A 21,542-nucleotide genomic window follows, 5' to 3' on the forward strand; every position below is an offset into this window, starting at 1 on the left:
CGGACGGCCGGGCTCAGTTGGTGGCGAAGTCGCTCAGCGAGAGGATCTTGGTGCGGACGTCCATCCGATCCTTCAGCACGCCCTCGGACGTGAACACGTCCACGAACGCCTGGTAGGAATTGAGGTCCGTCTCGTTGAGGTCGGAGAAGCCGCGCAGATAGGGCTGGGCCAGCAGGTCGAGCTGCTCGGCACGGATCGCCGTGTACTTGGGAATGATCGCCTTGTATTTCGCGAAGTCCGCGTTGGCCAGGCGCGTCGCCTCGTCGATGATCTCCACGATCTTGCGGGCAACCGTCGGACGCTCGTTGATGAACTTGGTCGTCAGCACCGCCGCGCCCGAATAGAACGGATCGGCGATCACCGCCGCCACCGGGTTGATCATGGCGCGGTCGACACCGTCCGTCGCCGCCGCGATCGACCCCACGGGCTCGAGCGAGAGGGTGGCGTCCACGCTGCCGCCGAGCACTGCCGGCACCTGCTGCGGCACGGCGAGGTCGACCAGCGTCACGTCCTTGTCCGGGTCGAGGCCCGCCGAGCGCACGAGGTGACGCGAGATCGTGCGCCACTGGATGCCCGGCACATGGCCCAGCGTCTTGCCCTTGAGGTCCGCGAAGGACTGGATGCCGCTGCCCGTCTTCACGATCAGGCCGTCGTTGATCAGGTTGACGCCGATGCCGCCGCCCTGCAGGCCGAACACCTTGAACGTGCCGGGGAACTTCGCCTCCGCGAGCATCGCGATGCCGGCCGCTGCGCCCGGAGGTCCGAAGTCGGCGCGGCCCGAGACCAGCGCGTCGATGATGTGGTTCGGCGACTGCATCTTGTTCGAGTTGACCTTGATGCAGGCCTTCTCGAACAGGCCTTCCTCGTGCGCGACGTAGTACGCCGTGGTCTGCATGATCGGCAGCCAGGCGGAGGTCACTTCCTCGTAGGAGGTGCAGGCCGCCTGCGCGGTGCCGGTGCCTGCCGCAGCCGCGAAGCCGGCGGCGAAGAGCCATTTCTTGAACATGGGTGCTGTCCTTTCCTGGATAGACCGCGGGGAGAGAGGGGGAAGGCTCACTTGCCGGACCAGTGCACGAGGTATTTCTCGGCCACGAGGAAGAGCACGTTCAGGCCGTAGCCCATCGCGCCCGTGACCAGGATCGAGCCGTACATGTCCGTCAGGTTGTAGGAGATCTGCGCATCGATGATCCGGTGGCCGAGGCCGTCGGTCGCGCCGATGAACATCTCCGCCACGATGATGACGACGAGCGCGATGGAAATGCCCGTGCGCAGGCCGACGAAGGTCTGCGGCAGCGTCTCGAAGAACACCACGTCGAAGAAGATCCGGGCCCGCGATGCGCCCATGGAGCGGGCCGCGAGCAGGCGCGTCTGGCGAGCGTTCATCACGCCATAGGCGACGTTGAACACCACCACCAGCCAGCCCGCGAAGGCCGCGACCGCGATCTTGGAGAAGTCGCCAAGTCCGAACAGCAGCAGGAACAGAGGGAACATCGCCGTCGCAGGCGTCGAGCGGAAGAAGTCGACGATGAACTCGACCGACCGGTAGACCTTGTCGTTGACGCCGAGGACGATGCCCACGGGCACGCCTGCGACAGCGGCGAACGCGAAGGCATAGAAGACGCGCACGAAGGTCGACCAGAAGTCCTCCATCAGGTTGCCGGACCAGATGTTCGCGCCCGTATCTGCCAGCGTGGCGAAGGGCGAGGGCAGGAGGTTCTTGTCGACCAGTTCGAAGGCGTAGGCGACCCACCACACCGCGATCAGGATGAACGGGCCTGACACGATGATCGCCGCCGAAGAGGCCCAGGACGGCCATGCGAACGCTGTGCGCCGCGCCGTTGCAGCCAGATCGTGCGATGCCGTTTGCAGTGTCACGGGACGAGCCTCCGTATCCGGTTCTTGCGCACCTGAAAAGGCGTGCAAGACGAACGATAGGAGTGTGCTGTGATGCCGTCGTCTGCTAAATTTGTACCGGACCAGTTCATAAAATGCACCGGTCGGCCGGGGCAGGCCCCAGCGCCGGTCAAGGAGAAGCAGGGATGCGGTCGCTTCTGGGACTTCGATACATCGATGTCATCGCACGAGCTGGATCGATCCGGCAGGCGGCGGAGACGCTGGCGATCACGCCGTCGGCACTCAACCGTCGCCTGCTCGCGCTCGAGGACGAGCTGGGCGTGCAGATCTTCGAGCGCCTGCCGCGCGGCGTCCGGCCGAACGCGGCGGGAGAGATCCTGATCCATCACATCCGCAACCAGATCTCGGACCTTGAGCGTGTGCGCTCCCAGATCGCCGACCTGTCAGGGGTGCGGCGCGGCCATGTGGCGATCGCCTGCAGCCAGGCGCTGCTGCCCTATTTCCTGCCGCAGCAGATCGACGACTACCGGCGCGATCATCCGGCCGTGACCTTCGGCGTCTTTCCCCGTGACCGGGCGCAGGCAGAGCAGGCGCTGACCGAGTTCACCGCCGACCTCGCTCTGGTGTTCGAGCCGGTGCGGCTCGCGGAGATCCAGACGCTTCTGACCGTGCGCCAGCCGATCCGGGCGGTGATGGCGCGCAACCATCCGTTGGCGCGGCGCGAGACAGTGCGGCTGCGCGAGTGCCTCGACTATCCGCTGGCGCTGCCGTCGCCGCCTTATGGCGTAAGGACGCTGCTGGAGGCGGCGGCGGCGCGGATCGGGCGGCCGCTCGAACCGGCGATCCAGTCCGACAGTTTCGAGTTCCTCACGATGTGCGCGGCACATGCCGACGTGATCTCGTTCCAGATCGAGATCGGCCTGCCTGTCGGGGGGGCGGACGGCGTGCTGACCTCGCGCCCCGTCGATGCCCGCGACTTACCGTCGGGTGTGCTTCATCTCGGGCAATTGCGCGGCCGTACCTTGCCGGTCGCGGCCGCCCGATTTGCAGACCATCTGTCGCGGGCGCTCTTCGAACGGTTCGATAGCGTCTGACGCAGCGCTTCTGGCAGCGCCCCGGGCGGGGGCCGTCACTGCACGTTTTGCCGTTCCAGCCTGTCGAGGCCTTGCAGCTTGGCGCGCAGTTCCCGGTAGGCCTCCTTCGCCTCGGTGTGATTGCGAACGACGATCGGCCGAATGACCATCAGCAGCTCCGTCCGGTCGGACTGCAGGTCCGTCGACCCGAAGGCCGCACCGATGATCGGGATGTCGGAGAGCAGCGGGATGCCCGTCTTGCCGTCGCTGCGGCGCTCTCGGATCAGGCCTCCCATCGCCAGCGTCTCGCGGTCGTTGAGGAGGACACTGCTGCGGAACTGGCGTTGCGCGATGGTGGGCGAGTCGATCCCGGAACTCGTCGTCGGAACGACATCGCTGACTTCCTGCACGATATCCAGGAGGACGAGGCCGCTGGCATTGACCCGGGGCGTGATCTCCAGGATCACGCCGGTCTGGCGGAACTGGATCTCGTTCACGATCGGGGCGTCGGGGTCGACGACGCTGACCGCGCTCGTCGTGGCCACGGGCACCTCGTCGCCGACCTGCAGGCGGGCCGTCTCGTTGTTCAGCACCATCAGCGAGGGTGAGGACACGATCTCGACGTCCGTCACGTCGTCCAGTGCGCTTACCACCGTGCGCAAATCGTTGGTGTCGAGGACGAAATTGAAACCCGGATAGGTGGGGGCCACGGCGCCCGTTTCGGTCTCCGAAAAGCCGAGGGAGATGCTTGCGTCCTCGAAGAACCAGCGAACGCCGTACTTGAGTTGATCGGACAGCGTGACTTCGAGGATCGTGGCCTCGATCAGAACCTGGACCGGCTGGATGTCGAGCTTGCGCAACGCCGCCTCGACAAGCGCGTACCGCTCCGGCGTCGCCACGGTCATGATCGCGTTCGTTCCCTCGTCGGCAAAGATCGTGACACCCTCCAGTGCCGAGGAGGTGCGGCGTGCGCTTGCGCCCCGGCCTTCCGCATCGCCGAAGGACGCGCTCCCGGCGCCGTCCTGCCCGGCGCCCGCCTGCCCAAGGCCGGCCGAAACGTCCGCCCGCGGCGGCTGGGCCGCGCTGTCGCCGGTCCTGTAGGCGGTCAGTCCCGGCGCGACCTGGCCCACTGGGGTCGCGCCTGAAATCGCCGCAACGCCGCCCGTCTGCAACGCCTGCTGAAGGACCTTGGCGAGTTCCGCAGCCCGCCGGTTCTGTACCTGGTAGGTGTGGATCTGGACCGACTCCGCGTCGCCGCGGTCGAGCTGGCGCACCCAGAAGCGCGCCTCCTCGATGGTGCGGCGGCTGTCGGTCACGACCAGCACCGCGTTCATCCGCTCGATTTCCAGCACCTGCGGACCCTTTTCGCCTGCGCCGAGGATCAGGCGCAGTTCCTGGGCGACCATGGGAGCGCCCGCCACGTTCAGCGGCAGCAGGGCAAAGGCCCGGTTCGCCAGCGGGTCGATGTCGAGCGCATCGACCAGGCGGTCGAGGGCGCGCACGCCGCTCACCGATCCTGCGAGGACGATGCTCCCGGGGACCGGCCCCGCGCTGATCCGGGCGTCGGGTTCGACGAAGGGTTGAAGGGCCTCTTCCATCTGCGTCTGGTCGACGTGCTGCAGACGGCGCACCGCCACCGCGGCCGCCGGGCCGCCCGGCATCGGCCCCCTCGGATCGGGTTCGACGACCACCAGGTCGCCGTCGCGCCGGACGGCTGCGCCGGCGCTGGAGAGGGCCCGCTCCGCGATCGGCAGCACCGCGTCCTTTGGCACGGCACGGTCGACCTGCAATGTGATCGATCCCGCCATTCCGGGCGAGACCACGTAGGCAAGGCCCAGGATCTCGCCGAAGACGGCGCGGGCGAAGTCCGCGATGCCGATCCTCTCGAAACGCATGGTGACGCTGCCGTCTTCGCCGATGCGGATGGGATCGCGCAGGCGGACCTCCGGCGTGGCGGTTGTCCCCGGCATCCGCACGACAGGCGACAGGGCCGTGCGCTGCGTCCGCCGTGCGTCCGGCTGAAGCGCCTGTGGCGCGGTGGCGCGGGCTGGCTGTTCGGGAGCGCTTGCAGCCGTTGCCGTCGGCCCCTCCCGCTCGGAGTCCTGCGACCCGTAAAGCGGCTCCAGAAAGACGTTTTCGCGCGTCGCCGGCGCGCAGGCCACCGTTGCCAGCGCCAACGCCATGGCAATCCAGACCCCTCCGGGCATCCTCTTGATCACGCCTCGTCCCCCCTGCGTCCCCGACGCGAACATCCTGGCAGGATGGCTTACTGGAAGAGAAGAACCTCTTCGCGTTCTGCGCCTTTTCTCAAGATCACCCGGCGCTCTTCGATTTCCTCGACTGTCCAGCCTTCGATTTCTTGTCCCCGCCGGAGGAATTCTGTCGCACTTCCCCGCGTGGGTGCAAGGATCGCGAACCGCTCGTCGCCATCCGTCATGATCCCGATGAGCCGCGCCTCGAGACGTTCGACGACGGACGGTTCGGATTTCGGGATTGGAGGAGGCGGGGGGGGCATGTCGCGTGGCGGACGACGGTCGGGTGAAAAGGGCGGCCTCTGCTCCAGCGCCGCGAACTGCGACAGATCGGGCGGGTTCGGCCGGGCAGGGCGTACCGCCATGGTCGCCGGCACCGCCGGTTCCGTCCGCCCGCCGGTCACTTCCGGAAGCGGGCGGGCCGACAGCTGAAGGGCCACCGCGGCAAACGCGATCCCGGCCAGGGCCGCCAGCGTTGCCAGCACGCGGACGATCATCGTTGCCCCTCCCCGATCGCGGCGCCTGCCGCGCCCGTGATGTCGACCATGGACGAGAGCGTGAGAGTGACGGTCAGCACGGCATCCCGGTCGCGGCCGCGCCCGGCACCTGGCGCGGACACATCGAGTTGCTCGACGAACAGCAATGGCTGCACCTGCGCAAGCCGATGCAGAAATGGCGCCAGCGCATCGCCCGGCACGACGAGCGTGACGGCAACGGCTGCGAGATCGGGGGATGCCGACGCCGCGGTCCGGATCTGCGTTACGCGCCCTTCCGCCTCGCGCGCGGTTGCCTGCACCATTTGCTGGATACGCGCACGGGCCAGTTCCGCGGTCGATGCCGCGAGAAGCCCGAAATCCTCCGGGTCTGCCTCCCTGAGCGAATTGCGAAGCCGTTCCAGCGCACCGAGGTCGCGCTGGCGCTGCTGCAGGGCGTCGAGGGTTCGTTCAAGCGTTCCGATTTCCGCATGGGCGACGCGATGTCGTTCGATGGCGGGCACGATGCCCACGATTCCGGCCACGGCGAGAGGCAGGAGGATGACTGCAAGGGCACGCATCCGCGTGGCGAGCCTGTCCCGGCGGGCGATCATGGCCGCTCCCCCCGCACTCCGATCTGGGCGGAGATCGAAAACCTTTCGAGGGCCTGGCCCGGGTCGCGGGATATCGGGGCAGAAAGCCTCACGTCCGACAGGAGTGGCGAGGCCTCGAGAGGTGCGAGCAGCGCCGAGGCATCCTGCGCCAGCCCGCGAAGCGTGATCTCCGCGCCTGTCCACCGTGCATCCGTCAGATAGGCCTCGTCGGGAAGCGCAGCGGCGACGGCATCCAGCAACATCAGGGGCGAGATCTCACCGGCGCGCCGTTCTGCCGGGGCCCGCAGGCGTGCGGAGAGCCGGGCGATGTCGTCGTCCAGCGCCTGGGCCTGAAGCATCTCGTCTCTCAGGGTGGAGACGGCTGCCCTCAGCTGCGCAATCTGCGTCTGCTGGCGCTCTCCCTCGACATGCGACAGCGCGGCTGCCCCCGCTGCAAGGATCAGCAGCCCGCCCGCAAGCAGCCAGGCGTTGCGCCGCGCCCTGCGCCGGCGGGTTTCGGGCGCGAAGTCTGGCAGGAAGGGCGCTTCATCGGGAACGGCGGCACTCGACGTCGCGCCATCCAGCCCTATGCCCAGGGCCGCGAGCGCCGTCCCGTGCGCCTTCAGGATATTCCGGGGTACGGCATAAACCGGGACCGCGATCCGGTCAGGACCGAGGGCGCGCGGCGCGCCCGTGTCGAAGATGACCTCGTCCTCGGTGAATGGCGTCAGTTCGGCCATGCGCAGCGCGACCGCCTCCCGCACGTCCTCGCTTGCCGCGGCAGGAAGGGTGGCGGTGACGGCGATCAGCGACGCCTCGTCCAGGTCGAGGTACACGGCCCGCGCGCGCTTTACGGTGCGCACAACCTTCCGGTCGGGGGCTGCGGGGTCGAGGTGCGCAAGCGTCGCGCCGCCGGGCCCGGCCACCAAGTAGCCAGCGCCGTCAGGGCTCAGGCGGACCGTGCCGTTCGAGAAGGGCGCGGGCACATGCGCAAGCGCCTCGGTGAGCGGGCCATGCGACCGCCGCGGATCGCGTTTCAGGCGGGCGGACAGGCCGGTCATGGGCGCGCTCCGGCGCAGGCGGCGCGGCCCAATACCACGCAATCCGCCGCGTACCGTCCCCCCAGGGTCACGGCCAGCCAGAGCGGGGGCTGCCCGTCGGCGAAGTCGATTTCCGCCTCCAGCCGGCGGGGCAGAACGGACTGGCCGGCCCAGGTTTCCGCCGATCGGCTGTCCCGCCCGAAATACCGGAAGCGAAGGCTCGATATCCCCTCAATGAGCATGAGCGGACGCTCCTCCCCGGCAATCCGCAGTTGCAGGGTGTCGAGGGTTGGGTCGCGATAGATCTCGACCTCGCGCGGTCTCCCGCCGCCAAGCGCCAGCCCGTGGTGAGTTGCAAGGGTCAGGCGGTCGGGTTCGCCTGAAAAACGCATCGTCCCGCTGCCGGGCACGGGCGCGGCGGCCTGCGCGATCAGGTTGCGGAGCGTCGCCGCCGTCTCGATCCGGATACGCGCCGGTTCGGCCCGGTCCGGGCCCCGGCTCCACGCCCGCTGACCGAAGGTGAAGGCACCCGATAGCAGCAGGCCTGTCAGCGCCAGCACCATCAGGCCGACAAGTACCTCCAGCAGGGTCATTCCGCTCTGTCCGTTCATCCGGGGCGCCCTCCCGCCGCTCCGGCCGGCGGGACATGCCGCAGCGTCGTCAGCACATGGACCGGGCGTTGGCTCTCCGGCGTGCGCACCGTGACCGTGACGCGCAGCAGCCGCGCGCCGGTGCCCTCGCCCGAGAGCGGGCTGGCAGACAAGACCCATTCGAGCCCTCTTTCCACGACCGGCGCTTGCGTGCCGGGGGCGGGGGCGGCGTCGAAACGGCCGATCGCGGTCTCGGCCAGTTCGACCGCGGTCAGCAGCGCCGCACTGCGCTGGCCCGCCTGTCCCGAAGATGCATAGACCTGGAGGAGCGGCACCAGCGCAAGCGCGGCGACGGCAAAGCCGATCACTGCCTCCAGGAGAGAGAAACCGGCGTCACTGCGCATCGACCGCTCCCGTCAGCCAGTGGACGGCAACGGTGTGGCGCGCGTCCGCGGTGCGCAGCGTCAGCGATCCGCCGGTAGAGGTTCCGTCCGGGAAGAACACGATCCTCCCCATGCCATCGTGCGCTGCCTCGCGCGCGAGGACCGCCTCCAGCCTGACAGACGTGCCGACGCGGACCTCGTGGGCCGGCCAGCCGATCCGGCCTGCTTCCGCGTCGATCTCGACCGCCACGGGCAGGCCGCTGCCGATGGCCCGGGTCCGCGCCGCCTGCAGGGTGTCCGCCGTCTGCTGGACGGCCGTCTCCAGGGCGGTGCGCCGCGCCGTGGCGCCGGTGACGTTTCCGATCGCCACCAGGGCGAAGCCCAGCAGGCTCAGCACGACGAGCACTTCGAGGAGCGTCAGGCCGCGTTCCGCCTCGCGTGCGTCAGTTGGCGATGTCTGCATTCTGTCCTTCGCCCCCCGGTGCCCCATCGGCGCCCAGCGACCCGAGGCTGTAGCGATCACCCTCCGGCACATAGAGGAACGGCCGTCCCCAGGGGTCCTCGATCGCGTTCTCCTTCTTCAGGTAGGGGCCCTGCCAGCCGGTCGCCGAGGCGGGCGCTTCGAGCAGCGCGCGCAAGCCTTCCTCGCGCGTCGGATAACGGCCCATGTCCAGGCGGTAGAGGTCGAGCGCCAGGGACAGTTCCTCGATCTGCAATTCTGCCGTCTGGTGCTGGGCCCGGCCGAAATAGCCCGAGAGCTGGACCGAAGCGAGCACGGCGAGAACGCCCAGGATCGAGATGACGATCAGGAGTTCGAGCAGGGTCAGCCCCTGCTCCCGGTTCCAGCGTCGTGCGGTCGGTGTCGGCATGGCGGTCTTCATCCCAGGGCAAGCTCGTTGATGCTCAGCAGCGCGTTCAGGATCGCGTAGACGAGGCCGGCGACGAGCACGCCGATCGCGACGGTCAGGGCCGGGGGAAGCATGCGCAGGAGCGCGTCCAGGGTTGCGCTGGCCTCCCGCTTCAGCATGTCCGCGACATCCGACAACATTCGTGGCAGCGTGCCCGAAGCCTCTCCGATCGCGATCATGCGCGCCGAACGGGGGGGCATGAGCGGTACCTCGGCCAGGGCCGCGGCCACGCCCGCCCCCTCGCGGATGCGTTCTGCCGCATGCGTCAGCGCGTCGCGGAACGTCGCGCTGGCGCAGGTTCGGCCGGCGAGTTCGACGGCGCGGTCGGCGGGGGACCCGCTTTCGAGCAGGCGGCCGGCGATCAGCAGGGCGCGGCCAAGATCCAGCCCGGCGGAAAGCCGGCCCGCCACAGGCAGCCGGAGAAACCAATGCGAGAGCGTCCGGCGTCCTGCTTCTGTCGACCGCATCGCCATTCCGGCCGCGATAGCGGCAAGCAGGGCACCCGCCGCAGGCAGCGCACCTACCCGCACCGCATCGCCGATGGCGAATATTGCCCGCGCACCGGCCGGGATGTCTGCGCCGGAGCCGGCGAAGATCCGCTCGAAGCTGGGCAGGACGTGAAAGATCATCAGGCCGATGGCCAGGAGCGCCGCCAGCAGGAGCGCCGCAGGGTAGAGCAGCGCACGGATCGTTTCGGACCGGGTCGCGATCATGTCGTCGGTCAGGCGCGCCAGCGTCGAGAGGGCGCCCGCCAGGTCCCCCGACGCCTCACCGGCCTCAAGCAGCGCAATGGACGGCGCGTCGAAAATCCGCGGCTCTGCCCGCAATGCGCGCGACAGCGGTTCGCCTGCCGCGGATCTTTGCGCCACCCTGCGCGCCAGCCGGGCAGCTGCATCCGTGCCGTTGCCGATCATGTCGAGCGCCTGGTCGAGCGGGGCTCCGGCCTTGCGCAGAACGGCGAGATCGCGGGCAAAGTCGCGGCGCAGCGCAAGCTGCTTTCCCCGGCTCACGACGACCTCCCGGCCCAGCAGGTCCATCAGCGGGCTGTGCCGCCCCGTGTCGAGGCGCAGCGGATCGAGCGCGCGTTCGCGAAGCTGGCGCACCGCGTCGGTGCGGTTTTCCGCGTCGACCTCTCCGTCGACGACGTCGCCCAGTCCGGTCAGGGCACGGTAACGATAGCGCCTCACGTGCCGATCCTCCCGACCACGCGGGCGATCTCGTCGAGGGAGGTTTCGCCCGCCGCGGCCTTGGCCAGCGCGTCGGCCATCAGCGGTACCATTCCGCGCTCGCCGGCGGCGCGGCGCACATCGTCGGTGTCGCCGCCCGACCTGATCGCCGCGCGCATCGCCTCGTCCACCTCGAGAACCTCCGCGATGGCCGTGCGTCCGTCGTAGCCGGTGTCCCGGCAGGTTGCGCAGCCCACCGGCGCGTGAACCTGTTCGAGGCGGATACCCAGCGTTGCCGCCAGATCGGCGGCTGCGGGCGGCGGCGCTACGGGCCTGCGGCAGGACGGGCATAGGCGGCGGACGAGCCGCTGCGCCACGACGCCGTTCAGAACTGCCGCGATCAGGAAAGGCTCGACCCCCATGTCGATGAGGCGCGGGATCGCCCCCACGGCATCGTTCGTGTGCAGCGTGGCAAGCACCGGGTGACCGGTCAGTGCCGACTGGAAGCCGATCCGTGCGGTCTGGCTGTCGCGGATCTCGCCGATCATCACCACGTCCGGGTCGTGGCGCAGCAGCTGCCGCAGCGCTTCGGGGAAGTCGAAGCCGATATCGGGGCGCACCTGGATCTGGTTGACGCCTTCGAGCCGGTACTCCACCGGATCCTCTATTGTGGCAATGTGGAGGTCCGGCCGGCTGATCCGCCGCAGGGCCGCGTAGAGCGTCGTCGTCTTGCCCGACCCGGTCGGCCCCGTGACGACGGTGACGCCGTGCGGCCGGTCGAGGAGCACCGCGAGCCGGTCCAAAGCCTGCCGCGACAGGCCGAGGCGTTCGAGTTCCGGCCTGTCTCCGCCACCGTCGAGAATACGCACAACCATGCTCTCGCCGTCGACCGTCGGCGCGACCGAGATGCGCAGATCGAGTTCGCGTCCCCGTATGACCAGACGGATGCGGCCGTCCTGCGGAAGCCGTGTCTCTGCAATATCGAGCCGGCCCATCAGCTTCAGGCGCGACAGGATGGCTGCCCGCAAGCCGGCCGGGGGGGAAGGGGTGTCCTGCAGGTGTCCGTCGATGCGCATCCGCACCCGCAATCCGCCCCCCGAGGGCAGCAAGTGTACGTCGGAGGCGCGCCGTTCGACGGCCTGGGCCAGCATGCGGTCGACGAAGCGGACGACGGGCGCATCGCTGGCGATCGATCTCAGCTTCTCGACGTCGCCGAGGTCGGCCTCGGCGGGGGCGGGGCCACCGTTCGGGTTGTAGAGACGGCGCAAGGCGGCATCGATGTCGGCTGGCCGCGCCGCGCGTGCGGCGACCTTGCGGCCGGTCTTCAGTTCGATGGCACGCCTGTGGCCGGTGTCCAGCGGGTCGGCCATGGCGACGACGAGCGCGTCCGGCTGCAGTGCCAGCGGCAGCACGCGCGCTCGCTCCATGTAGGACAGCGGCAGGTCGATTCCCTCGACCGGAACGTCCGGGTATTCGGTGAGCGCTACCAGGTCCTCACCGAGCATGTGCGCATAGGCAGTTGCCAGTTCCGCCTCGGGCGCAAGACCCAGGCGCGCAAGGGCATGATCGAGCCGCAGGCCCTCCGCTTCGGCGGCCAGCCGCGCGCGGTCGATCGCCGCGGCGTCGACGACGCCGCGCTCCTTCAGGATGTTGGCGACTGCCTCGGCACGGGGATCAGCCCTTTGCATTGTCCGCCCTTCCGACACAAAACCGGAGAACGCAAACAACACTCCGAACGCCACACCGCACGGTACGGCCATTCCCCAGGGCAATCAACGCCGCGCCCGGTTGCCCGGCGCGGCCCGCCTCATGCCGTGAGAGGGCCGAACATCCAAGTTATCCACAGGCCCAAAGCAAGAAAGATGCCGAGCGGAACCCGCGTGGCTGCATGAACCGTCTCGCCGCGCAGCTTCGCCATGGCGAGCGTTGCGGCCAGTGCCGCGAACGCCCCGATCAGGACGACGCTCGACAAGCCTTGCCAGCCCACCCACGCGCCCGCGGCCCCCATCAGCTTGGCATCGCCGAGGCCCAGGCCGTCGCGGCCGCGCAGGCGCCTGTAGGCGGCGGCAATCCCGGCGAAGGCGGCGAATCCGGCGAGACAGCCGATTGCCGCATCCGGCAGCACATCGGGCCTCAACAGGGCGGTCGAGACGAAGCCGCAGACCGCGAGCGCAAGGTTCAGCACGTCGGGGAGGACGTAGCGGCGCGCATCCGACACCGCGAGCGCGGCGAGAAGCACAGTCAGCACCGCAGCCGAGGCCAGTTCCGGCGGATTCATCTGGCAACGCCTCCAGCGTCCGGGAGCGGCGGCACCTCGCGGCGCCACGCCAGCAGCATTGGCAGTCCGGGCGTCTCGAGATCGACGATCGCTTCCCTGACGAACACGCTTCCATCGTCCATCCGGGCCACGGAACGAACCGTGTAAACGGGACGCGGAAGGGCGCGAAGGGGTGCCAGGAGCGCCTGTGCCGCGAGGGGCGGGGGCGTGCCCGCCTCGCGCGCGACAAGCACAGCCTCGGCCAGTGCCGGCGTCATTCCGGGCACGGCCAGCAGGACCTCCCGGGGCGCGGAGACCGGATCGATCCCGCCATGCCCGCCGTAGACCGTGAGAAACGCTCGGACCTTGCCGAAGGCCAGCGGATCGAGCCCAGCAACCGCGATCGCCTCTTCGGGCGCACGAAACACGCCGCCGGCTTCTGGTGCGCGATAGGCAAGGATGCGGCGCGCGGCTTCTGCCGGATCCGGCGTGCCAACGCCCGATACGCGAAGGAGCCGCTCGATCAGGATCGGCGCCCCGGTGTTGAGATCGACCTTGCCCGTTTCCGCGGTGACGGTGACCGTCACGTCGCCGGCCTCCAGGTCGGCCGTGAGGGTCAGGGGCACCCTGCGTTGCGCGGGATCGGCATGGTGCGCGAGGAAGAGTTCGTATCCCGCATCGGCTGCATGCCTTGCGCGCGCCTCCGCGGCAAGGGCTTGCGCGGCCTCCATATCCTCCCGGCCCCGTTCGACGAGGCGAAGCGCGAGCAGCGACAGGACACCGAGGAGCAGCAGGACAACAGGCAGGGCGAAGCCCCTGGCGGCCGCGCGCCGAGGCCCCATGGCCGCTTTCTCCGTGACCTCGTGCCTGGGCATTGCAATCGGCGCCCTCATCGCGCAACCATGATTTCGCAGGCTACTCTTCTTTGCGCTTGCGGCAACAGGCGATAAGCCTTTTCGGACGTCGCGCATCTGGCCGCGTATTCGCATCGGCCGCCGGGGACGGATCAGCCAATTTCCGTCGTTATTCTGGGGTGGGCAAGGGTGCGATGACGCGGTGGATGCACAGCATTACGTTCAGCGTTGCGACGATACTGCTTGGCGTCGGGCTTCTCATCTCGCCGGTCGGCACCTTCATCGAGCGTGAATTCGGGTTGGGATGGCTGTTCATGATGCGGGGTCCGGCGGCTCCGCCGCCCGAAGTGGCGGTCGTCGGGATCAACAGCCGCAGCGGTCCCGATCTCGGGCTGGCGCGCCTGCCGCGTTTCTGGCCCCGCTCCCTGCATGGAACCCTCGTGCGGCGGAGCATGGAGGCCGGCGCCGAGGCGATGGTCTTCGATATGGACTTCAGCCAGCCGAAGGACCCGATCGACGACCTGCTGTTCGCTGATGCGGTGCGCGCTGCTGGCAGCGTCGTCCTGTTCGAGCGGCTGGACGGCCACAACGAGCGCCTCGTCAGCGGCAACAATGTGGAGCGGTGGGTCTGGGTCGAAACCTCCCAGCCGCCCGTGGAACCGCTTGCCGAGGCAGCCCGGGCCTATGCCCCGTTCCCGCTGCCCAAGATAGAGAAATCGTCGTTCCAGTTCTGGGCCTTCAAGCCGAGCGCCGACGACACCCCGACGACCGCCGCCGTCGCCGTGCAACTGGAGATGCTGGCCCATCACCAGGCATGGCGCGACATGCTCGACAGGGCAGGCGTGCCGTCCGACCTGGCGCCCCAGGCGGGTGCGCTGAAGGCGCCGGGGACGATCCGCGACTACATGAAGGGGCTGCGCAAGTATTTTCTCGGAAAGCCTTTTCTCGGCCAGCATATCCGCGACCTGGCGCAATCGGCGACGCTGACGCCGGAGGCACGCAACGCCGTCCTGATCCTGACCGCGCTCTACGCCGGACCGGACGAGCGCTACACGAACTACTACGGCCCACCCGGAACGATTCCCACGCTCGGCTACCAGGACGTGGTTTCGGTCGAGGACCTCGGGGGTACGCCGGAGGCCGAGGCGTCCGAGGCGCGCACACGGGTGGAGGACAACGCGCGCGCTCTCGCGGGGCGGACCGTTTTTGTCGGGTACTCCGACCTCTACTCCCCGGACCAGCCGGACCGTTTCTACACGGTATTCACCAGCGACCGCGGCATCGATCTGTCGGGCCTCGAGATCATGGCGACATCCTTCGCCAACCTGCTGACGGACCGGACAATCGACCTGCCGCCCGCGTGGCTGTCGCTCCTGATCGTGACGTTGCTTGGCCTGGCGGCATCGCAGCTGCTGTTCTGGCCGTCCGCCTACATCGGGATCCCGCTGGTGCTGGCCGTGGGCGCGGCTTACGCCTATGGCGCCGCACACGTCTTCGCCCGCGACGCGCTCTGGCTGCCGATGGTCACGCCGCTCGCCGTGCAGATCCCGTTCGTGATCGTGGCGGGTCTGCTGGGCCAATACCTGATGGAGCGCCGCCAGAAGCTGCGCGTCGGCGCCGCGATGTCCCAATACCTTCCGGAGCATCTCGTCAAGGAACTGACGCAGGGGCGTGTCGACACGGCGAGCCTCAACCAGGTTGTGCACGGCGTCTGTCTCGCGACCGACATGTCCGGGTTCAGCACCATTTCGGAGAAGAAGTCTCCCAAGGAACTGGCTGCCTTCATGAACGCCTATTTCGAGGCGATCGCCCAGGCGCTGAAGCGGTGCAATGTCGACGTCACCGAATTCCATGCCGACACCATCATGTGTGCGTGGATCGGCGAGCCGGAAGATCCCGATGTGCGCCGGAACGCATCGCGTGCGGCGCTCGAGGTGGTACGGGCGATCGAAACCTTCGCGGCCGACGACCCCGACGTGCGGCTGACCGCGCGGGTCGGGCTGCAGGACGGGCCCTTCTATCTCGGCCACACCGGCGGGGGCGGGCGGATGTCATATTCCATCCTCGGCGATCCGGCCAACAGCGCCGCACGGCTGGAGGGCCTCAACAAGAAGCTGGGCACGCGGATCCTCGCAGCCGCGACCGTCGTGGAGGGGCTGGACGACTTCACCATGCGCCCGATGGGGCGTTTCGGGGTGGTGGGCAAGGCCAAGCCGGTCCCGGTCGTGGAGATCGTCGTGCCGGAAGCCACGCCCGAGACGGATAGCGAAAGCCTGCGGCAGGGGTTCGCCGCCGGGCTCGCCGCCTTCGCCGCGGAACGCTGGGACGAGGCGCGCGCCGCGTTCGAAGCCCTGGCCGAGCGCTACCCGGCAGATCGCGCGATTGCCCTCTATCTCGACGTCAGCCGCCGTTACGCACAGGGGGAGGTCCCTCCAGAGGACCCGACAACGCTTACGATGACTGAAAAATAGTGCCAAATTGGACAATACACATTTCAATTTCTGAAAATGAATATGCAAAATTCCGCATTTTCATTGCGAAACATACAATTTTCATATAATTTTCTGTCTGCGTTTGTTGCGGTGGGCTCAGTTTCTCCTTTTGGGCATTGACCTCGCGTCAGCGGGGTGGGGGGTGAAGCATGCGCGCCCATCTTGGCATGGGAGCCGCGGCGCTGTTTCTGGTGGCCGGTGCCGCCATGGAAAGTCATGCGGCAGACTCCCGAAGCTGCGATCAGTTGGCTGGCCGGGTCATTTCTGCCCAGGGCTCCGTCGAATACCGTGCCGGCAGCGACTGGCGCCGGGCCGGGCTCGACCAGGAACTCTGCGACCGCGATGCCATCCGTACCGGGGCGAACAGCCGCGCAGCGGTCCAGCTTGCCGACGATGCGGTCCTCCGCCTCGATGCGAACACCACCCTCGTCCTCTCAGACGTCACGCCGGAACCGCAGGAGCGGTCCTTCCTTCAGCTGGTCGTCGGGGCGATCCACTCCTTCAGCCGCAGCCCGCGCACGCTGAAGGTCGATACGCCGTACATCAACGCGACGATCGAGGGCACGGAGTTCGCGCTGCGCGTCACCGAGACCGATTCCACGCTGACGGTCGTGGAAGGCCTGGTCGTCGCGTCCAACGACCGTGGAACGCTGGATGTGTCCAGCGGTTCGGCGGCCCGCGCCGATGCCACGAGCGCGCCGCGCAGTGTCGTCGTGGTGCGGCCGCGCGACGCCGTGACATGGGGTCTCTATTACCCGCCGGCGCTGTCCATGGAGCCGACGGCCGCGGTGGATCCGGCCTCGATGATCGAGGCCCAGCGCCTCGTCGAACGCGGCCGGACCGATGCCGCTATTGCCCGCCTGCGCGAGGATGGAACGCCCACCATGCGCGCCCGGCTCTATCTCGCCTCGCTCTACATGTCGGTCGGACGTGCCGACGAAGCCCGCCAGGTTCTGGACGGGGTCCTCCGGGCCGAACCCGGCAATGGGGACGCCTTGGCCCTGAGCGCCGTCATCGACGTCGTGCGCAACGAGAATGCCTCGGCGATGACGAAGGCGCAGCGCGCCGTCGAGGTCTCGCCCGACAGTGCCGCGCCCTATATCGCGCTCTCGCTGGCGCAGCAGTCCGAGTTCCGGCTGGAAGAGGCGCGCGACACGCTGCTCGCCGGGGCCGCCCGCGTGCCGGACTCGGCGCTGATCCAGGCGCGGCTCTCGGAGATCTGGCTGTCGCTGGGCTATCGCGACCGGTCCGGCGAGGCTGCCGACCGGGCGCTCGCGCTCGATCCCGAACTTCAGCGCGCGCATGTGATGAAGGGGTTTGCGGCGCTGACCGAATACCGGACCGCCGACGCGAAGGCTGCCTTCGACAAGGCCGTCGTGCTTGACGAGGCAGACCCGATGCCCCGCCTCGGGCGCGGCCTCGCGCTGATCCGGGAGGGCGACCTGACGGCGGGACGCGGCGAACTGGATGCTGCCGTCGCCCTCGACTCCAACCGGTCCCTGCTGCGCTCCTACCTGGGCAAGGCGTATTTCGAGGAGGAGCGTTCCCCGCTCGCGCGCGAGCAATACGTGATCGCCAAGGAACTCGATCCGCAAGACCCGACGCCGTACCTCTACGAGGCGATCCGTCTGCAGACGGAGAACCGGCCGGGCGAGGCGCTGGCGGAGATTCAGCAATCCATCGCGCGCAACGACAACCGCGCGGTGTATCGCGGGCGGCTGCAACTCGACCAGGATGCGGCTGCCCGCGGCGCGAGCCTCGGCCGGATCTACGAGGATCTGGGCTTCATCGCGCTTGGGATGCGTGAGGCAGCCCGCTCCCAGAACATCGACCCTGCCAACGCGGCGGCGCACCGGTTCCTCGCGGACCTCTACCGCAACGAGCGGCGGCGCGAACTGGCGCGGGTCAGCGAACTCACGCGCTCGCAGCTTCTGCAGGGCCTGACCCTGAGCCCGGTGCAGCCGAGCCTGACGGAAACGAACCTCAACCTCGTGTCCTCGGGCGGCCCGGCCAATGCCGGGTTCAATGAATATACCTCGCTCTTCGACAGCGACGGGACGCGGATCACCGCGACGGGCAGCGTGGGCAACGACCAGACGCTCGGCGGCGAAGTGGCGGTCGCGGGGAGGCAGGGCAACGTGGCGGCCAGCCTCGGCATCTTCCAGTTCCGCAGTGACGGCTTCCGCTACAATTTCGATGCATCACACTCGATCTACAACGCTTTCGGTCAGTGGGCGGTGTCGCCCGAGGTGACCCTGCAGATCGAAGCCCGTCACCGCGAGACGGTGAACGGCGACCTCGCCATGAACTTCGATCCCGACGACTACGATCCGTATTTCGAGCAGTCGCTCCGGGACAACAGCCTGCGGCTGGGCATGAAGCTTGCGCCCGATCCGCGCAACACGACGCTGGTTTCGTTGCTCTATTCCCACCGCCGTGCCTCGGAAACGGCCACCCAGGGCTTCATCAACATCGGCCTGGGTCCGCAGCCGTTCTTCCTGAACACGAACATCGACGCAAAGTCGTTCCAGACGGAAGTTCAGCACATCTACCAGGCCGATGCCTTCAACCTCACGTTCGGGGCGTCGATGACCTCCTCCGACGAGGAGAGCAACAGCTACTTCTCGACGGCGGTGCTGCCGCCGATCGCGTCCGGGCTGCAGGCGCTCGATTCCGAGGATTACAGGGCCTATGCCTACGGCTCGTTCATCCTGCCGCAGGATCTCACGCTGACGGCGGGCCTCAGCCTCCAGGACTTCGAGAGCGGGCCGAAGGACGTCAGCGGCGTCAACCCGAAGTTCGGCCTCGAATGGCGGCCATTGCCGTCGGTGGCGCTCCGTGCCGCCTACACGCAGGTCATCAAGCCGCCGCTGGTGTCCAACCGCACGATCGAGCCGACGCAGGTCGCGGGCTTCAACCAGTATTTCGACGACGGCAACGGCGCGAAGTCCCGGCGTTGGGGCTTCGGCGTCGACTGGCAGATCAGCGACACCATGTTCGCCGGCGCGGAAGCCACGTGGCGGCGGATCGACGAACCGGTCCAGCTGACGCCGGCCTCTGCGATCTATCCCGACCACGAGGAAGAAACGCACAGGTTCTATTTCAGCATGTTGCCGCATCCGCGCGTCCCGGTCGGCATCGAGTTCGTCTACGACCGCTTCAAGGCCGAACCCAGCGTTCTGACGAACATCGGGCCCGTGCCTCTCGAGATGCAGACGTTCTCGATCCCGCTCACCGCGCGCTACTTCGATCCGAGTGGCTTCTTTGGCGGCGTCCGGGCGACCTATGTGAACCAGGATGTCGAACGTGCCGCGGGCAGTGCCTTCGCGGACGGGCAGTCGGACTTCTTCGTCGTCGACGCGGACGTCGGCTACCGCTTCCCGAACAGGGCAGGCAGCTTCAGCCTCGAAGTGCGCAACCTGTTCGACTCCGGATTTTCCTACCAGGACGACGGCTTTCGCGAGTTCGGCGACGAGCCGTCGACCGGTCCCTATTTCCCGAGCGCCACAGTCATGGGGAGGCTGACGCTCAACTTCTGAGTCCCGAGGGCGTGGGGTCTACCAGATCAAGGGAGTGCATCACATGACAGTGCGTACGAGACTTACTGCTGCTATCGCCGGGCTGGCGCTTTCCGCCGGCGCGGTGTCGCCTGCGCTTGCGCAATCCGATTACATCGACGACGTGCCGATCCAGCGCTCGACCAACACCGTCGTGCGGAACATCCCGCTCGACAGCTTCAAGGAAGCGGACATCGGCTACCTGGTGGACCTGATGCTCCAACAGTGCGAGTCGCCGGTGACGCAAATGGTGAACGCCAGCTACCGCCGGATTTCCAACGCACCCGGTCCCGTCCTGGCGACGCCATCCTCCGCGAACGCCAACCATGACTATGTCGTCTGGGATTCGGGAAGCGGTTTCAACCCGAACAAGTCGATCCGGGTCAGGGCGTCCGAGATCGCCGAGCAAATCGGCGTCAACCCGGGCGTGAACCTGGACGCGGACCCCGACACGCAGACGAAATCGGATGCGACCGGCACCTACGACACCCTGACGATCCGGGACATCACCAGCTTCAGCCCGGCTCTCGCTGCGGCGGTCCAGCTTGTCGACGCCGGCAACAATGCGGCCGGGTTCGATGCCATCATGGGCATCAAGAACGGCACGCCGAAGACCGCGTTCGTGGTCTGCGACATGAACATGTACTATGTCGAGAACGGCCAGCTCTATTACGGCGTCAAGAACTTCAAGCTGCTGGAGCCTGTGAACCGCCTTCTCGTGTTCTGGTCGATGGGAAGCTCGGCAGCGGGAACGGTTCCGGCAATGGATGCGTTCTGCGCGGCGATGAACCCGCCGGCTGTCGCCTCCGATCCGCGCACCAACCCGCTCGCCGCGGTGCCGGACCCGGAAAGCTCCGACCCGCGGGACTTCTCGAGCAGCTACGCCAACACGCACCTGCTGCGCGAGGGGCTGACGACCAGCGTGACAGGCAACACGATCATCGTCTATGGCGACAACACGGGGCGCCGTTCCACCAACTCGGCGGCGGCGAACCACACGGCGTGCGAAGGCAGCAAGGCGTCGGCAAAGACGGCCTTCTGCGATCCGACCGAGCCCATACCGGACACGGATGCGGGTGAGGTTTCGGGCAACGCCTGCATCAAGAAGAACGGCCGTCCGACGGTGCCGGACGTCAAGCTGCACACCGCGAACGGCAGCAATACGAGCTGCCTGTCGAGCCTCAGCGGCGGCTGGATCGTGACCGATCCGTGCAACCCGTGGGGCAGATTCTGACGGAACCAACGGGGCGCCGCGGCCGTTCGCGGCGCCTCCTTTCCTTCTTCCCGGATCGTGCCGCCGGGTGCAGACCTGCCAGGCTTCAGGTGTCGGCCCAGTTCACCGCCTCGTCCAGGCTAGCGCGCACGGTACGGAAAGCGTTGGCGGGGTGGTTCGGATCTTCGTAGCCGAAGGAAATGCCGGCGACCACGCGCCGGTCCTCACCCAGTCCGAAATGCGCGCGGATCAGGTCCGGATAGGACGCGATCGCTGCCTGCGGGATCGTCGCGATCCCCATCGCCTGGGCCGCCAGCAGGAAGGTGGCGAGATAGCCGCCGCAATCCACGGCACCATAGACGCCCAGCGCCTCGTCCGTCGTGATGATGGCGATGTGCGGCGCACCGAACAGGCGGAAGTTCTGCAACGCCTGCTGGCGGGACGCGGCACGGTCGCCGCGGGCGATGCCGACGGCGTCGTAGAGCTGGAAGCCGCAGGCCCGGCGCCGATCCAGGTAGACGCCCCGATACTCGCGGGGATGGGGAAAATCGGGATTGCCCTGATGCTCCGATGCGTGGGCATGGAGGGCCTCGCGAAACCGCTCCGTCCCGGCGCCCCGTGTCACGATCACCTGCCAGGGCTGGGAATTGCACCAGGACGCCGTGCGCTGGGCCATGGTCAGGATGCGCCGGATCACCGCCTCGGGCACCGGATCGGGCCGGTAGCCGCGGCAGCTGTAGCGCGCGTCCAGCAGGCGCGAGAGCGTGTCGGCTTCGGGCGTGGCGGCAGGCATCTGTGTCATCGGCGGGGCTGCTCCAGCTTTGCGGGGGTTCCGGT

19 protein-coding genes are annotated in these 21,542 nt (G+C 68.1%); 4 read left to right on the plus strand and 15 right to left on the minus strand.

The genetic code is table 11. The features are described 5' to 3' along the window. Positions 1-13 precede the first annotated feature (13 nt). Together NJQ99_RS15755 and NJQ99_RS15760 are read right to left on the minus strand one after the other, a co-directional pair. Positions 14-1,006: an ABC transporter substrate-binding protein gene (locus tag NJQ99_RS15755; protein WP_269333831.1), complete on the minus strand. Its 993-nt coding sequence runs from the start codon at positions 1,004-1,006 to the stop codon at positions 14-16. A 47-nt stretch (positions 1,007-1,053) separates the two neighbouring features. Then, the gene (locus NJQ99_RS15760) at positions 1,054-1,788 is read right to left on the minus strand and encodes an ABC transporter permease (RefSeq protein WP_407933372.1); all 735 of its coding nucleotides are present in this window, start codon (positions 1,786-1,788) and stop codon (positions 1,054-1,056) included. Positions 1,789-2,039: 251 nt separating this feature from the next. On the opposite strand from NJQ99_RS15760, the gene NJQ99_RS15765 reads away from it, so the two are divergent. Beyond that, positions 2,040-2,948, plus strand: coding sequence for a LysR family transcriptional regulator (locus tag NJQ99_RS15765; protein WP_269333832.1), 909 nt, complete (start codon positions 2,040-2,042; stop codon positions 2,946-2,948). Between the two features lie 35 nt (positions 2,949-2,983). On the opposite strand, the gene gspD is transcribed toward NJQ99_RS15765, so the two are convergent. The 12 genes from gspD to NJQ99_RS15825 all read right to left on the minus strand — a co-directional run bounded on the left by gspD (position 2,984) and on the right by NJQ99_RS15825 (position 13,464). Next, complete coding sequence (gene gspD, locus NJQ99_RS15770; protein ID WP_269333833.1) at positions 2,984-5,146, minus strand: type II secretion system secretin GspD; 2,163 nt, start codon at positions 5,144-5,146, stop codon at positions 2,984-2,986. Positions 5,147-5,193: 47 nt separating this feature from the next. Continuing rightward, entirely contained in the window at positions 5,194-5,676 is a 483-nt protein-coding gene (locus tag NJQ99_RS15775) for a hypothetical protein (protein WP_269333834.1), read from the minus strand. Continuing rightward, entirely contained in the window at positions 5,673-6,266 is a 594-nt protein-coding gene (gene gspM / locus NJQ99_RS15780) for a type II secretion system protein GspM (protein ID WP_269333835.1), read from the minus strand. Before gspM ends, NJQ99_RS15775 begins: the two co-directional genes overlap by 4 nt. Next, positions 6,263-7,306, minus strand: a complete 1,044-nt coding sequence (locus NJQ99_RS15785) for a PilN domain-containing protein (protein WP_269333836.1) — start codon at positions 7,304-7,306, stop codon at positions 6,263-6,265. Before NJQ99_RS15785 ends, gspM begins: the two co-directional genes overlap by 4 nt. Then, complete coding sequence (locus NJQ99_RS15790) at positions 7,303-7,896, minus strand: PulJ/GspJ family protein (protein WP_269333837.1); 594 nt, start codon at positions 7,894-7,896, stop codon at positions 7,303-7,305. The genes NJQ99_RS15785 and NJQ99_RS15790 overlap by 4 nt, the downstream gene beginning before the upstream one ends. Beyond that, on the minus strand, positions 7,893-8,279 hold the full coding sequence (locus NJQ99_RS15795) for a type IV pilus modification PilV family protein (RefSeq protein WP_269333838.1): 387 nt from the start codon (positions 8,277-8,279) through the stop codon (positions 7,893-7,895). The genes NJQ99_RS15790 and NJQ99_RS15795 overlap by 4 nt, the downstream gene beginning before the upstream one ends. Beyond that, positions 8,269-8,721: a GspH/FimT family pseudopilin gene (locus NJQ99_RS15800; protein ID WP_269333839.1), complete on the minus strand. Its 453-nt coding sequence runs from the start codon at positions 8,719-8,721 to the stop codon at positions 8,269-8,271. Before NJQ99_RS15800 ends, NJQ99_RS15795 begins: the two co-directional genes overlap by 11 nt. Next, complete coding sequence (gene gspG / locus NJQ99_RS15805; RefSeq protein WP_269333840.1) at positions 8,702-9,127, minus strand: type II secretion system major pseudopilin GspG; 426 nt, start codon at positions 9,125-9,127, stop codon at positions 8,702-8,704. Before gspG ends, NJQ99_RS15800 begins: the two co-directional genes overlap by 20 nt. Positions 9,128-9,135: 8 nt before the next feature. Next, positions 9,136-10,353, minus strand: a complete 1,218-nt coding sequence (locus NJQ99_RS15810) for a type II secretion system F family protein (protein WP_269333841.1) — start codon at positions 10,351-10,353, stop codon at positions 9,136-9,138. After that, the gene (locus tag NJQ99_RS15815) at positions 10,350-12,020 is read right to left on the minus strand and encodes a GspE/PulE family protein (protein WP_269333842.1); all 1,671 of its coding nucleotides are present in this window, start codon (positions 12,018-12,020) and stop codon (positions 10,350-10,352) included. Before NJQ99_RS15815 ends, NJQ99_RS15810 begins: the two co-directional genes overlap by 4 nt. Positions 12,021-12,139: 119 nt before the next feature. Continuing rightward, positions 12,140-12,610 (minus strand): prepilin peptidase, encoded by a 471-nt coding sequence (locus NJQ99_RS15820; protein WP_269333843.1) that lies wholly within the window; start codon positions 12,608-12,610, stop codon positions 12,140-12,142. Then, positions 12,607-13,464, minus strand: a complete 858-nt coding sequence (locus NJQ99_RS15825) for a helix-hairpin-helix domain-containing protein (RefSeq protein ID WP_269333844.1) — start codon at positions 13,462-13,464, stop codon at positions 12,607-12,609. Before NJQ99_RS15825 ends, NJQ99_RS15820 begins: the two co-directional genes overlap by 4 nt. A gap of 185 nt (positions 13,465-13,649) precedes the next feature. On the opposite strand from NJQ99_RS15825, the gene NJQ99_RS15830 reads away from it, so the two are divergent. The 3 genes from NJQ99_RS15830 (at position 13,650) to NJQ99_RS15840 (ending at position 20,726) form a co-directional block, all read left to right on the plus strand. Next, positions 13,650-15,914, plus strand: coding sequence for a CHASE2 domain-containing protein (locus NJQ99_RS15830; RefSeq protein WP_269333845.1), 2,265 nt, complete (start codon positions 13,650-13,652; stop codon positions 15,912-15,914). Between the two features lie 170 nt (positions 15,915-16,084). Continuing rightward, a complete protein-coding gene (locus tag NJQ99_RS15835; RefSeq protein WP_269333846.1) occupies positions 16,085-19,474 on the plus strand; it encodes a TonB-dependent receptor domain-containing protein in 3,390 nt (1,129 codons plus the stop codon). Between the two features lie 43 nt (positions 19,475-19,517). Beyond that, positions 19,518-20,726 carry a hypothetical protein gene (locus NJQ99_RS15840; protein ID WP_269333847.1) on the plus strand — a complete coding sequence of 403 codons (1,209 nt, stop codon included), beginning with the start codon at positions 19,518-19,520 and terminating at the stop codon, positions 20,724-20,726. A gap of 85 nt (positions 20,727-20,811) precedes the next feature. Here the strand turns inward: NJQ99_RS15840 and NJQ99_RS15845 are convergent, their stop codons facing one another. Further along, positions 20,812-21,507, minus strand: a complete 696-nt coding sequence (locus tag NJQ99_RS15845) for a nitroreductase (RefSeq protein ID WP_269333848.1) — start codon at positions 21,505-21,507, stop codon at positions 20,812-20,814. Between the last annotated feature and the right edge of the window lie 35 nt (positions 21,508-21,542).

The sequence above is a fragment of the Futiania mangrovi genome (assembly GCF_024158125.1).
In the GTDB taxonomy this organism is placed as follows: domain Bacteria; phylum Pseudomonadota; class Alphaproteobacteria; order Futianiales; family Futianiaceae; genus Futiania; species Futiania mangrovi.

Excerpts from the sequence above, each read along its gene's own strand:
- NJQ99_RS15755 (WP_269333831.1), bottom strand. The coding sequence starts at position 1,006 with ATGTTCAAGAAATGGCTCTTCGCCGCCGGCTTCGCGGCTGCGGCAGGC.
- NJQ99_RS15765 (WP_269333832.1), top strand. The coding sequence starts at position 2,040 with ATGCGGTCGCTTCTGGGACTTCGATACATCGATGTCATCGCACGAGCT.
- NJQ99_RS15775 (WP_269333834.1), bottom strand. The coding sequence starts at position 5,676 with ATGATCGTCCGCGTGCTGGCAACGCTGGCGGCCCTGGCCGGGATCGCG.
- gspM (WP_269333835.1), bottom strand. The coding sequence starts at position 6,266 with ATGATCGCCCGCCGGGACAGGCTCGCCACGCGGATGCGTGCCCTTGCA.
- NJQ99_RS15785 (WP_269333836.1), bottom strand. The coding sequence starts at position 7,306 with ATGACCGGCCTGTCCGCCCGCCTGAAACGCGATCCGCGGCGGTCGCAT.
- NJQ99_RS15790 (WP_269333837.1), bottom strand. The coding sequence starts at position 7,896 with ATGAACGGACAGAGCGGAATGACCCTGCTGGAGGTACTTGTCGGCCTG.
- NJQ99_RS15795 (WP_269333838.1), bottom strand. The coding sequence starts at position 8,279 with ATGCGCAGTGACGCCGGTTTCTCTCTCCTGGAGGCAGTGATCGGCTTT.
- NJQ99_RS15800 (WP_269333839.1), bottom strand. The coding sequence starts at position 8,721 with ATGCAGACATCGCCAACTGACGCACGCGAGGCGGAACGCGGCCTGACG.
- gspG (WP_269333840.1), bottom strand. The coding sequence starts at position 9,127 with ATGCCGACACCGACCGCACGACGCTGGAACCGGGAGCAGGGGCTGACC.
- NJQ99_RS15815 (WP_269333842.1), bottom strand. The coding sequence starts at position 12,020 with ATGCAAAGGGCTGATCCCCGTGCCGAGGCAGTCGCCAACATCCTGAAG.
- NJQ99_RS15820 (WP_269333843.1), bottom strand. The coding sequence starts at position 12,610 with ATGAATCCGCCGGAACTGGCCTCGGCTGCGGTGCTGACTGTGCTTCTC.
- NJQ99_RS15825 (WP_269333844.1), bottom strand. The coding sequence starts at position 13,464 with ATGCCCAGGCACGAGGTCACGGAGAAAGCGGCCATGGGGCCTCGGCGC.
- NJQ99_RS15830 (WP_269333845.1), top strand. The coding sequence starts at position 13,650 with ATGCACAGCATTACGTTCAGCGTTGCGACGATACTGCTTGGCGTCGGG.
- NJQ99_RS15835 (WP_269333846.1), top strand. The coding sequence starts at position 16,085 with ATGCGCGCCCATCTTGGCATGGGAGCCGCGGCGCTGTTTCTGGTGGCC.
- NJQ99_RS15840 (WP_269333847.1), top strand. The coding sequence starts at position 19,518 with ATGACAGTGCGTACGAGACTTACTGCTGCTATCGCCGGGCTGGCGCTT.
- NJQ99_RS15845 (WP_269333848.1), bottom strand. The coding sequence starts at position 21,507 with ATGACACAGATGCCTGCCGCCACGCCCGAAGCCGACACGCTCTCGCGC.